This is a genomic window from Bacillus sp. TH22, assembly GCF_016651015.1.
GTDB lineage: Bacteria > Bacillota > Bacilli > Bacillales > Bacillaceae_G > Bacillus_A > Bacillus_A mycoides.
In genome coordinates, this window is sequence record NZ_JAEKER010000002.1 from 287,906 (window position 1) to 300,199 (window position 12,294).

Below are 12,294 nucleotides of genomic sequence, written 5' to 3' on the forward strand. Positions count from 1 at the left end.
TGTTTAGGTCTTATGTCATTCACTTCTAAATAAACATTTGTTATAACGGAATCTGAGAAGCCGTTTTTTGATGAGAGTATGTTTTTTTTATTAATTCTTAAAAATAACAAAAGAGCCGGATTTTCATCACAGCTCATGTATTAATTGGTTCTGTATGTGTACATGTAGGATATTGAGAACAACCAAAAAACTTATTTCCTGTTTTATTTGAATTACGAACCACTAAATTATGTTTACATGTTGGACATTTCCGTTCTGCAGGTGTTACCCCTTGATACACATCTTCAGCCGAATATTCGGGATTAATTTTATTAATCAATTTCTGAAGTTCTACACGATCGATTAGTTTTACATTACAAGCTTCCGCTAATTCTTTTGCTTGTCTTGTATATACACTGTTTGTTACAACCCAGCCCTCATGTGCTTTGTAATAGGCTTGTGCTGCATATATCTCTTGTACGGCACTGATGCCAACTCTATTTTTCATCCCGTATCGTTTCGCCTGGATGACAATACGATTTTTTCCCTTCAATACCAGATCCGCTCCGAAATCATTTGACTGCTTTGTGACTGTTGGAGAATACCCCAACTCTCGAAAGAGTGCTTTTAGATATACTTCGAATTGATGTCCGTCCATTTTGTCTATATAGCGAATACCGGACTTAGCTATTCGCTTCAGTATTCTTCGCTCCCGAAACTTTCGGTACATAAATTTACAAATACGGAAAAGAACATAAAGGATAAAACCATAAATCAAAATTTGTAATATGTTTGGCATTTCTGGTAGATTAGACACTTCTCTCCACCTCTTTAATTGGTTTTACTTTCTTTGGTTGTGCTGTTTCTTTTACCTGTTGCTCACTCACTTGTTTCTTCCGGACATCGTTCCAATCTTCTTTTTCATTCTTTGGAATATCCTCTTTAAGATCTACAAAGCATTTCATCGTTTGAATGAAGTCTCTCCCAGCCTTATCATTATCAACTGCCATAATGACCTCTTTAATATCGTGCCCTTCTTTTTTCGCATCCATTAAAGATTCAATCACTGTTTTGGACTTCAAACCATGCATAGAAACCAGGCGAGCGTTTTGGATATTATTTTGTTTAATGCTCCAATGAGATAACATGTCGATTGGATCTTCATAAAAATAGATCTTATCCGGCTTACCCACATCAACCGTAAAACCTGCATTGATTTTTTCATAATTCGGGACGATTTGTTTAAAGCTGCCTCTTTTATTCTCCATTTTTACAGTGCCTTGACGGTTCATTCCAATTACTTGCCCTTTGCCACCCTCTTCTCTCCATTTGAACACGACATTGTTTTTCTTATCCTGGACGATAAGATCCTTTTTAATCAGCCAGTTCACCAGGCGAGGATCTATTTTCCGCTCATCAATTAAGTATTGCTTGATTTCTGTTTGTTTCGGCACCTCTAAGTGTTTTGGATAACTAAAAGGCTGCTGCTCTTTTTTGCGTTCCTCTTCAGCTTTTGAACGATCAAATTCTTTGTAGTCCCCCTTCTGAATGTCCATCACAGCTTGAGGGAATGTCATGTCATAGTACATCATCGCAAAGCTAATCGCTCCATATCCTTTTTCCCCTCGACTATTCCAGGCGTATTGATTCCCTTTAATGATGAGACTGTCATGTTCCGTATGACGATAATAGTTTCCTTCTTTCTTAAACGTTTCTCCTTTTGCTTCCAGATATGAAACCAAGTCAACTTTTCTTGCTTTCATCGCATCCTCCGTACTGACATGTGCCATTACGGAATCCCCCCTTTACTCTATAAAATGAAATAAAAAAGAGGACTATTCCATTTCCTAGTCCTCGTTTACATGCATTCAATTTTTATTTGCCGAATAAGAATTTTAATCGCTTCTCCTGTACGCTGTATGATAAACGAGCGTCAAATTTTTTCCCGTTTTTGTTCGAGATAAACCCCTTGATCTGATCTGTCACATTCTTTTCTAATAACTTTTTCACATGGTTACTACTTAGATTTTTACCAGAGAATGTACCAAAAATAATGAAGTCACAGCCTTTTTTGTATTTCTCACATAAGTAGTTACTTTTCCCTACAAGAACTCTACTCTTACATAATGGACATTTGCCAATTGTACGATCTTCAGTCGTTGGAAAACGGAATTTCAAACTTCCGTCCGCTTCCATATAGATAGCTGCTGTAAATTCTCCCTTTTCTCCTTGAAAGCCGTTGATAAAATCCGTTGTTTTATATTGAATTAACTTTTTCATCTGATTACCAGGGATTGCTTTCCCTTTCATCTTGGCTGGTAACATAAAATCACATCCATTTTTATGCTCCGTACATCCATAAAATGTTTTACGATGAAGCATATCCCCTTTTTTACATTTTGGACATTTACCAAATGACAGCTCCTCTTGTGTTGGGAACTGAAATTTTACTTTTCCTTCATGTAACACTAAATAAGCGGCAAACTCTTTCTCATTGGACTTAAATCCTTTTAAAAGATCTGTTTTCTTATCTTCGAACAGCTTTTTCGCTTGCGCTTCCGGAATCGCTTTTTCTTTAATTTTTTTCGGTAAGGAGATTCCACATTCCGGATAATTACTGCACCCGTAAAAATTGCCTTTATGAAGGATTTTTCCTTTTCTACAAGGGCATTTACACACTTCAATTTGTTGATTCCAAGTATTAATAATGCTATCCGACACCTTATCATCCATTGCGCCTAATTGTTCCACCGTGTCTTTTACAAACGTATTTGTTTGCTCTACAAATTCCTCATATTTCATTTCTTTCTTTTCGATCATGTAGATCATCCCTTCCATTTCAGCCGTATAAGCTGGATTTTTGATTTCATCTACCGGAAAAGCATCTATAAACGCACGACCAATATTAGTGGTTCGAATCTGACTGTTGGTAACATCAATATAGCTTCGCTCTAACAATTTCGGAATAAACGTTTCTTCCGTTGCGACTGTCCCAATCCGTTTTCCTTTCATAAGTTCTTTCAAATGTTCATCATCTAATTTACGCCCTGCTGTCTCCATAAAGGTTAAAATGGAACTTTCCGTATGAAAGGCTGGTTTCTTGGTTCGAGACTCAATCAAGTCATACTGAACGATTCTGAAAGAATCTCCTTCTCGTAAAATAGGTATCTGAAATGCTTCAACTGATCCCTCTTCTATATCCTCTTGAAACACACTTAGAAACCCTTTCTCTTGGAGGATCTTTTCTTTTGTACTGTATGTGTTGCCCTCTTGATCTATAAAATGTACTTCTCTCACCAGATAGATTGCTGGTTTCATAAAATTCCCGATAAATCGTTTTACAATCAAGTCATATAACTGTTTTTCTAATGGATTTCGGTTGGTCCCGACATATAATTTTGTTGTTGGGATGATGGCAAAGTGACTACTGACTAATTCATCATTAAATGTAGAGTGTTTTTTCGTAATAGAAGATGGGATTACTTGTTGTACAAGATTTGCATAGGAGCTTTTTTCTAACGCTGCCATTACTTCCTTCACTCGTTCCACTTGCTCAGTGGGTAAATGCCTAGATGAAGAGCGAGGGTAAGTAATAAAACCTTCTTCATACAAACTCTGAATATGTTTCTTTGCTGTTTCCGCATTTATCTTCAGTTTGGCGTGAGCATCTTTGTAAATGTCAGTTAAGTTATACAATAATTTTGGTTTCTTTTTTCTCGTACTTTCTTTAAATTCCGTTACGATTGCATCCGTTCCTTTCAAGCTATCTCCAAGCTTTTGTAGTGGCGATGGATCTATCAGTTGTTCTTCTGTTTTCATTACTGGTGATAAACCATTTTCGGTTAGTAGCTTCAAATTGTAATAGGTTTGTTCTTTATAGTTTTGAATTGCAATTTCCCTTTGACGGATTTCATTCAAGATACACATTTGAACACGACCAGAAGCCAATAAGAATTGGTTTTTTGCTAGTTTTGATGTACAGCCTCTCGTAACATTAATTCCTAGAATATAGTCCAGGTATTGCCTTGCTTTAGCCGATTGAGCAAGTGCTTCATAGTCTTTCCTGGTTCTAATCGGTTCAATGCTCCCTCTAACTCTGCGGCCTCATAGGAAGAGATAAAAAGGCGAGATTCTCGCTTGTTCACACCTGCATATTCAACTATTTCACGATAGATAAGCTCACCTTCCTTATCCGCGTCACAAGCGTTTGCCACATGATCTACATCGGGACGATTTAACAACTTAACCAGTATTTCAATTTGTTCAAGACTATCTGATTTCGCTTTATATTCCGGCTCTAAAATAATTGGCAAGTGATTAAAATTAAATTCTTTGTATCTTTCATCCATTTCCTCCGGATATTTTAGTTCTAATAAATGCCCTCGGCACCAACTAATAATGTAATTTTCATTTTCATAGTAGCCATAATATGGCTTGCTTCCTGGATGCTTTTGTGAGTTTCTAAATCTAGGTGATTTTAATAATTCAACAGCTACTTTCGGCTTTTCTGCAATAAACAATGTTTTCCCCATACGTAATACCTCCTATTAATCTGTAATTTCAGTTTCACGCTTCCATTTCTTATTTCTCCGCTTTTTCATTACTCTGTGACCGAATAATAACAACATGTTCAAAAAGACAGCTACAAGGAACATACAGCCCCCAAACAGCAATACATTCATGACATTCGCTCCTTTCGTTTTACAAATGAGAAAGAGGGCTTTTCCTTTTACCCTCTTTCATTTTTAGATATAAAAAAATCACTTTCCGTTTCTCAATTGAGTAACAAAAAATGATTTAATCTGATTTACCATTTATAAAATTTTTCATCGTTCCATTTCCATTGTTTCTTTTTTTCTACTTGATTTCTTTGTAGCCTTCGACTGTTCTACATTACCTGGCTCTGGCTCCTTGTCTTTTTCTTTATTATTCGTTTGTTTTCCGTTTAAAGGCTGAAATTTTTTATCTACATCCATTTCCTTTGAAGTTGTAGACTGATTCACCGTTATTCCTTCTTTCCCAAGCTTCTCATTCACCTGGTTCTCTAATTTCACAACGTGTTCCTGGCTTACCAGCTCATTATCAATCGAAACATACTTTGTTGTATAATACCGCTCCTCAGCTTTCACACGAGTGACAATACTATCAATATTATCTGGTGTTTCTTCATATTGTGAACGTCTGTATGCTTCGAATTTTCGGCTTAAGTCCTTATCTAATGTAGTTGATTCTTTTTCTTTTGAAGGTTGAATTTGTTGATCTAAAGAGACAATAGGTGCATATCCATCCTTCTTCATTTCTTTATACAGTTCCACTTCTTTTTCATTAAATGAGTGATCTTTTTGTGCCTCCGCTTTATCAACTAAGAGTCCATACCGTTCATCTTTTACGATTTCATCTAGACTCATATTTGCATCCTTTTCATGAATGACAAATGATAAATTTCCTCTTCCATCAAAAATAGAATTTTGAACTTTTTCATATAAATCTGGCTTCAAAATATTATCCAAATAGACATTTTCACGTTTCCCGTTCTTTTCCATTAGGGAAACATATAAATCTTCCGGATCTGTTTTATCTTGATTCCATACAGATAAATAATTTATATCTTTCGTAACGGCATCCATCATGTGGATTCGTGCAACCTCTTCATCTTGCATATCCTTCGCCAACACTTCAATTGTAACTAAATGGTTGGGTATCTCTTTCGAATTTTCTAATGGATTTTCTTGTTCTTTTTCCATCGGTATTTCTTTGTTATTTCTATGATTCACTACCTCATCTCGTAACGCTTGTTTCACTTCATCCGATAGATACCTTTTCTCGTTTAATACTTGTTCATACGGTGTCTTGTAGTCCCCATCTCCCATATTCATACGATCCATACTCACAAGCTCCATTCTCCCAAAATCCCTATCAACTTCTTTTGGAATGGCAATATGATAACGAGCTTGATCGTAAGGGATGGTTTGACCTCTTTCTTTAGCTTCTTCTCTTGCTTTTTCAATACTTGAAATGACTTCAGCCATTTTTTCATTGGCTTCTCCAAATGGGATCAGTTGATTATTTTTAAAAGTTTCGTTGTCGCTCCATTGAACTAGCATAGTTGGTCGATTAATTTCATTCTGATTTAGTGCTGCATATTTTTCTTGATTCGCCTCGTTAAATGCATCAATAAATTCTTTATCACTCAATTTCTCTGCACCTTCTACAGGTTCAAACGCACGGTTCCTATCTGCTTGTTCCCTTAACTCTGCAACAGAAACAAGCTCTTGTGTCGTATTACTTAAACTCATGTATTCCACTAGTAAAATATTTTTTCCATTCTGTTTTTCATTTACAAGACTAGGTTGATCGCTTTTTTCTAGTCCAATTGGTGCAAGTATTTTTTCTTCTACATGTTCATATTCAATCGTTGTATAATACCCATCCTCTTTATCTAGACCTTTAAAACTTGCCTCTTCTGCTACTGTATATCCATGACCCTCAACATGAAAAACTTCTTCATTTTGCTGTAATGGCTTACCTGTTTCTTGGCAATAAATCACTTCTGATTCGTCTTTTGGATATAGTCCTTTATATTCAATATCATTATTCATTACTTCTTTATGCGCTGTTGAAATTCGGTGATTAATTACATTCAAAGCTAGGCTCACTGAATTTTGAAACCAAAAATCCTTATGGTTTTCTTTCACATACTCATTAACACAATCGACTTTTAAACTCTTTTCACGATCTAACGAAACCCTAGCAAGTGGTATATCATTGAAACTATCTCCTAACAAATCAGCTTCATAATATGGCTCTAACGTATCTGTAATTTTTTTAAGTGCATCTTGTTCTCTGTTTGTACCAAATTCATAAACGATCTGTTCCATCTCCCTTAAATTCAAACGAACATTAGGGTTTATTTCTTCTAATACACGACTATCTTCTGAAAGTTGAATTTCATAGTTTTCCCAATGTTTTTCAAAATTTAATCCTAGTCTTTCATCAATAAGTCGCTGCGCATTTTGTTGAATGCCTGTTAAAATTTCGAAATTGTCTCTTACATTTCCATCTTTATTTTCAGTCACTTGTTTTGCCATATGATCTACTCCTTTTTCGTTTGTTTTTTCTTTTTCTTTTTCCAACGTGCTTTCAATTGTTCCGATAAATTCAATTGAAGTTTCATGTACTTCTTTTAACAATTTCGTTTTATCTTTCATTTCTTTTCCTTGTGTCCAGCTCGCTAAATACCCCAAAGAATATTCGCTCGTATCAATCCCAAAATAAGAAGAAACTGCATAAGCCGTCATTTCTGCTTGGAACTCTTTTTCTGGTGCTGTGTAGTTCATATGTGTCTCTGCTGTATGAAGTTTGGCATGCGCCAATTCGTGAAGAAGTGTTTTTACATTTTGTAATTCACTGTTTCTAGGATTCAAAGCAACCTCTTTTGTTAAGGTATAGCTCACACCTTTTGCAACACCCAACTCTGCTTTTGGTGCAATAATTTTCACACCGTTCTTTTCCGCAACGGCTTCCATTCCTCTGTACAAACTCTTGTAATCTGTTACACTTCCTTCTAGCCAACGATTCGGAAAAATACGAGGGAGATCTTCCGCTTTTGCGTTCGTTTGGGACACATCAAACACATGACCGACAGCAAAATATAAGCGACCAGGTATCACTTCTACACTTTTAGATTCGATTTGTTTTCTCTCTTCCTCACTTGCTTTAGTTACTGTTTTCCAAGTGCCTTCTTTGTCTTTAAATTTTGCTACAGTTCGGTTTGGAACAAGGATTTTAATTCCTTTCTCACCCTTCTTAACCGGAAATCCTTTTTCTTTCCAAAAAGAAAAGGAACCCACTGCCCTGGCTCCCTCGAATTGACTCTGTATTAATGAAATATTAGATGGTGAATAGCGATAAAACTTTGCCATAAACGTTAAATAATCTTTTAAATCTCCTGGTGTACGAAAATAACCTTCTACGCTTTTTTCCATCTTTTTTGTTAAAGCTTGCACCGCTTCTTTCTTTTCTTCCGGTGATTTCGTTTGATACTTTTTCTTATAACTGTTACTCATGATCTTCTCCTACTCTTTCACTCGCTCTTTGCAATTCCTCCATTTCTTCTTCATTCCATCTCTCAGCTGTATCAAAGAAAAGCTCATGAGTTTTTACATTAACCGGAACTAACATATTTTCTTGATTCATGACATGGATTGCCAGTTCTCTCACTTGTTCTCTTGTAATTTTAATTGTTAGTTCTTCCTCTTTTACAAGTAACACAATTTCATCTTCTCCAATTTCTTTAATGACTCCTAATGCGATATCTTCACGAAATAATAACATCTAAATAACCTCCTGTTTTTTTATAAAAAGAAACAATGTAGCTTACGTTACATTGTTCTTTGATGCCTCATGATCTATGCGTTTTTGTCTCGCATGACTAATTCGTTCCGCTACGACTTCTTTTGCTATCTTCACACTTCCCATCTCTTGTTTATCAGTTGTAATAAGGCTATCTACGCCCTCTAAAAAGAAATAACCATTTAATAACTCAATTAAAATTTGCGTATTTCTATCCGCACTATTGGCACCAAGACGAATTTTTGTTAGCTCACTTTTTAACACATCGTGTAAGTTATTCGATACCACTTCCGTTATATAATTTAATGACCATTCTGTATTTTTGGCTGCTTCATGTTCCTTGCAAATTCTTCCCATTGCTTCCCCTGTATATCGAATTCCGTGTTCCTCCATGTAATCCTTTAAATAATCCTCTGTCTCTTGATCCATCGTTACCTGTCTTCTAATTGTACTCATTTAATAACCCCTCTCATTTTGGTATGCACTTTCTTTTTGCAAACGCTCATAATACTTTTGGTTCTTCCAGCTTTCATATTCACTTTTAAAAGCACGTTCCACTTTCCTCATAGAATACTGAATAGATACATTCTGTTGAAATTTTTGAAACGGCTTTGACTTTTTCATGTGATGGATTCTCTTTTGTTCTTTATCATATGCCTTCATTTCTTGTAAAAAGGCGTTCCCCATTCTTTTATATAGGTCATTGATTTTATTCGTTTTATAATTTTCATATTGCTTCTTATCATACTTTCCTTCCCCATATGCTTCTTTAAAAACTTGCACTTCTTTATCTAATTTTTGGAGAAACTGATCGTAATCTTTTTTATGATGATGTTGAATATATCGACTGCTTAATTCATCAATTTCCGGCTTCAATGGTTGAATTGTATTGTAGCTATATTGCCACTGTCTTTTATCACTTGGTAACTGTTTATAAATTCGTAAAAACAACGGTTTCAAATGTTGATTGCGCCAATCAAAAACGGAATCCTCTTTTTTCTTTCCCACCATATTGTTTCGAATCAGATCATTAATTTGTTTTTGTTCCTGCTTTCGATCTAACAAATTATTTACGACTTTCCCCTTCATCGCATCCAATGTTTTTGGTTTTCTTTTGCCACGTTCTCTCGTTGGAAAAGGTTCAACAGTTGCTACATGAATATGAATATTATCCGTATTAAAGTGAATGGCTGCCGACCAGATAGAGCTTTTTTCCAACCCCTCTTTTTTTTGCATTTCCTTCATCGCAAGCCGTGTTACATCCATTAACTTTTTTTCATCCAATGTTTTTGTTTTCTCATCATAAATTCCTTGTTTCTCTAGCCAGGGATTATGAAAAGAAATGACATCTTGCCACATGATACTTCCATTCTCATGGGCGGTTTTAAACATTTCCTTTAAGGACTTTTTTTCACTTTCTGTTAAACGATTTGCGTGTTCCGTAAATAGTGCCGATGTCTTTTCTGAATTCCCCATATAGTCTTGATACGTTTCGAACATTTTCGGATTCAGCTTCACTTCACTTTTCGCTTCCTCCCGATCTACATAATCAATATAGTTCTGAAATGCATCCGAACTTGGCAATACAAATTTCGTTTTTAAAACAACACCTGGTGTGACGGAAGACTGAACAGGAACGGCATTATTCATTTTCAACATCCTGCATCATCATTTGAATAAACTCATTCATTTTTTCCATTGCGCTATAACAATCACTCATCATATGGATATTCTTTTCAATGAGATTTTCTAATTCCATTTCCCTTTTATTTTGTTGCTGAAAAAATGCCAACATTTCAATTTGAGCTTTCAAAAATTTTTGTCTGGATACTCCTTTCCTTTTTGCGATTTCATCTATTTTCTTTAAGGCAACTGGATCTATATCTCTTATTTTTAGATTCACAATTTCCGCTCCTTTCTGTAATTCTGGGTAGAGATCAAAAAATAGTGAGAAGAGCATAAGGGGTTTCTGCCCCCACCGAGGGTGTGGGGCTAGGCGGAGCCTAGCGAAACGATGGGGGCAAGAAAATCCTCTAGGTGAGTACTCACTGATGACACAAATTAAACTGATGAGTACTCACTGATGATATAAAAACCAACAGATGAGCACTCAATGAGTACTCAAATTTCACTGGTGAGTACTCACTGATGACATGACTATTTTTACTTTTTATTAATTTCTTGTGCCTTTTGCTCTAATTTTTTGATCTTATCTCGTGCAATTTTTTGTTCTCCTTTAAACAATTCCACGTTCTTATCTGATGATTTTATTTTTGATTCTAAGGATGCTATTTTCGATTGCGTTTCCGTTTTTTCCGCATCGGTTTGATACTTCATTTCATCTTTTAGTTCTTTTACTTTTTCATAAACTGTCTTCGCATTTTCTTCTTCCAGTTTGATTGCTTTTCCATAATTTTTGATCTTTGTTTCAATATCTTTTTTGTCTCTTTCTATAAAATCTAACTCATATGTTTTTTTGTCTTCAGCTAACAATTCATCATTTGCTTTTGTTTTTCTTTGATCGGTAAAAATCGACTGAACAAGTTTATTCGGACTTTTTGTTGATGCATTTTCTTCTTCATATTCGTTAACATCTTGTGTGAATTTACGAATATCCATTTGTTCGTTTTCACTGTTTTTATTATAAATATCAAAAGCTAGCGCTCCCCAATTCGGAGATAATTCCTTTACTTCTACTACGTAATTTCCGTTCTCTTCATACAATACTTTGACAGGTAACTGAACACCTGGATTTGCTTTTTGCTGTGCCTTAAATATAAATCCTGTTTCCTCATATCGTTCTATCCGAAAGCGAATTTGTATAAAGTTTTTGTGTGGATTGTATTCCCTTTGTTCTACAATCAATTTCCCCATTCCCGACAACTTAATTACTTTATTTGTTTCCGTATGGAACAATCTTTCATCGTTCGGCATGTAAAATTTAGATGTCAAGAAAGCGAAAAAACCCAAAAATAGAAAGCTGATAATTGCTAAGTAGATCCACGACTTATTTTTTCTTAGATTGATTCTTTCACTCTTCTTACTAATTGCACCTATCACACTCTCACCCCACCTTTTTTCGTTATAAAACTTTCATATTGAGTTCTTCTACACTCGTAACTCGCCATGTTTCCTTTTCTTTTTTTATGATGATTCGCAACACATTGTTTACTTTTTCTTCTCGATTTTGCGTTGAATCTGTCGTGACATTTATAAATTCAGCTAACACATTTATCTCCTCTTTATCGGGTTCATTTTCTTGTAAATAAAACTTCATTTCTATTGGTTTCGTTTTATACGTATCTCCTAATTCGTATTTATCAGTTGGATAAAATTGTTGTAATAGTTCTTCACTCATAATGGATTTTGCTTTTTCTTTCCGCTCACTGTACCCTTCTTTTTCTCGGTGAAATGATAATTGAATAAACGTTTCGGCTGTCGATAAATACGCCCTTCTTTGTTGTTCTTGTGCGGAAGGAAGCACCTTATCAAGTCGTTTTTTTAAGTCTTCATTTTGTTTTGTTAGTAATTCATTTGAAAGTTTTAACTGTTTTTCTTTGCCATCACTCATTGATTTTTTGCTCAAATAGATATTAAAAGCTGTCACACCTACAACTAAAATGGCAAACACAATAAACAAGAATTTCCGTTTATCTTTCATATCATTTTCTCCTTTACTTCGTAATATCGTTTAGTTGTTTAGTAGCATTCCAGTAGGATTGTATTCCTGTTTTAGCCGCTTCTTCTGAAGGGAAATTTGCTACCACCCATAAATATGTTTTCCCTTCATAGTCAAATATATTGTGCTCTATAAAGTGTGCTATCTCGGTTGCTTTCAATTCCCGATGTAAAAGAAAATTATCACCATCTTTTTCAATCAAATAATTCGATGGTTTTATAACTGCATTTTCAAATCCCTTAACTGGCGCTTCTATTAATTTCATTGTAATTTCCCCTTTACTT

Annotated in this window: 11 protein-coding genes and 1 pseudogene; all 12 read right to left on the reverse strand. The window is 35.1% G+C overall.

The window, feature by feature from the left end; all coding sequences use genetic code 11:
• Nucleotides 1-133: 133 nt before the first annotated feature.
• Nucleotides 134-796, reverse strand: coding sequence for a restriction endonuclease (locus tag JFU18_RS29130; protein ID WP_201035049.1), 663 nt, complete (start codon nucleotides 794-796; stop codon nucleotides 134-136).
• Complete coding sequence (locus JFU18_RS29135; RefSeq protein ID WP_016093914.1) at nucleotides 789-1,769, reverse strand: DUF3991 and TOPRIM domain-containing protein; 981 nt, start codon at nucleotides 1,767-1,769, stop codon at nucleotides 789-791. Before JFU18_RS29135 ends, JFU18_RS29130 begins: the two co-directional genes overlap by 8 nt.
• A gap of 85 nt (nucleotides 1,770-1,854) precedes the next feature.
• Nucleotides 1,855-4,511 (reverse strand): annotated as a pseudogene (locus JFU18_RS29140) (type IA DNA topoisomerase).
• 15 nt (nucleotides 4,512-4,526) lie between these two features.
• On the reverse strand, nucleotides 4,527-4,661 hold the full coding sequence (locus tag JFU18_RS30285) for a hypothetical protein (RefSeq protein WP_002090372.1): 135 nt from the start codon (nucleotides 4,659-4,661) through the stop codon (nucleotides 4,527-4,529).
• 144 nt (nucleotides 4,662-4,805) lie between these two features.
• Nucleotides 4,806-8,045, reverse strand: coding sequence for an LPD25 domain-containing protein (locus tag JFU18_RS29145; RefSeq protein ID WP_201035048.1), 3,240 nt, complete (start codon nucleotides 8,043-8,045; stop codon nucleotides 4,806-4,808).
• Nucleotides 8,038-8,313 carry a hypothetical protein gene (locus JFU18_RS29150; protein ID WP_016093911.1) on the reverse strand — a complete coding sequence of 92 codons (276 nt, stop codon included), beginning with the start codon at nucleotides 8,311-8,313 and terminating at the stop codon, nucleotides 8,038-8,040. Before JFU18_RS29150 ends, JFU18_RS29145 begins: the two co-directional genes overlap by 8 nt.
• Nucleotides 8,314-8,355: 42 nt before the next feature.
• Complete coding sequence (locus JFU18_RS29155) at nucleotides 8,356-8,787, reverse strand: hypothetical protein (RefSeq protein WP_078178727.1); 432 nt, start codon at nucleotides 8,785-8,787, stop codon at nucleotides 8,356-8,358.
• Complete coding sequence (mobP2, locus tag JFU18_RS29160) at nucleotides 8,788-9,981, reverse strand: MobP2 family relaxase (RefSeq protein ID WP_061674695.1); 1,194 nt, start codon at nucleotides 9,979-9,981, stop codon at nucleotides 8,788-8,790.
• Complete coding sequence (locus JFU18_RS29165; protein WP_002094785.1) at nucleotides 9,974-10,234, reverse strand: hypothetical protein; 261 nt, start codon at nucleotides 10,232-10,234, stop codon at nucleotides 9,974-9,976. Before JFU18_RS29165 ends, mobP2 begins: the two co-directional genes overlap by 8 nt.
• A gap of 260 nt (nucleotides 10,235-10,494) precedes the next feature.
• On the reverse strand, nucleotides 10,495-11,391 hold the full coding sequence (locus JFU18_RS29170) for a hypothetical protein (RefSeq protein ID WP_201035047.1): 897 nt from the start codon (nucleotides 11,389-11,391) through the stop codon (nucleotides 10,495-10,497).
• Between the two features lie 22 nt (nucleotides 11,392-11,413).
• Complete coding sequence (locus JFU18_RS29175) at nucleotides 11,414-11,992, reverse strand: MerR family transcriptional regulator (RefSeq protein ID WP_201035046.1); 579 nt, start codon at nucleotides 11,990-11,992, stop codon at nucleotides 11,414-11,416.
• 13 nt (nucleotides 11,993-12,005) lie between these two features.
• Nucleotides 12,006-12,275, reverse strand: coding sequence for a hypothetical protein (locus JFU18_RS29180; protein WP_201035045.1), 270 nt, complete (start codon nucleotides 12,273-12,275; stop codon nucleotides 12,006-12,008).
• Between the last annotated feature and the right edge of the window lie 19 nt (nucleotides 12,276-12,294).

What these genes read in the sequence shown, in the direction of transcription:
- JFU18_RS30285 (WP_002090372.1), bottom strand. Translation starts at nt 4,661, where the DNA reads ATGAATGTATTGCTGTTTGGGGGCTGTATGTTCCTTGTAGCTGTCTTT.
- JFU18_RS29150 (WP_016093911.1), bottom strand. Translation starts at nt 8,313, where the DNA reads ATGTTATTATTTCGTGAAGATATCGCATTAGGAGTCATTAAAGAAATT.
- JFU18_RS29135 (WP_016093914.1), bottom strand. Translation starts at nt 1,769, where the DNA reads ATGGCACATGTCAGTACGGAGGATGCGATGAAAGCAAGAAAAGTTGAC.
- JFU18_RS29175 (WP_201035046.1), bottom strand. Translation starts at nt 11,992, where the DNA reads ATGAAAGATAAACGGAAATTCTTGTTTATTGTGTTTGCCATTTTAGTT.
- mobP2 (WP_061674695.1), bottom strand. Translation starts at nt 9,981, where the DNA reads ATGAATAATGCCGTTCCTGTTCAGTCTTCCGTCACACCAGGTGTTGTT.
- JFU18_RS29180 (WP_201035045.1), bottom strand. Translation starts at nt 12,275, where the DNA reads ATGAAATTAATAGAAGCGCCAGTTAAGGGATTTGAAAATGCAGTTATA.
- JFU18_RS29155 (WP_078178727.1), bottom strand. Translation starts at nt 8,787, where the DNA reads ATGAGTACAATTAGAAGACAGGTAACGATGGATCAAGAGACAGAGGAT.
- JFU18_RS29145 (WP_201035048.1), bottom strand. Translation starts at nt 8,045, where the DNA reads ATGAGTAACAGTTATAAGAAAAAGTATCAAACGAAATCACCGGAAGAA.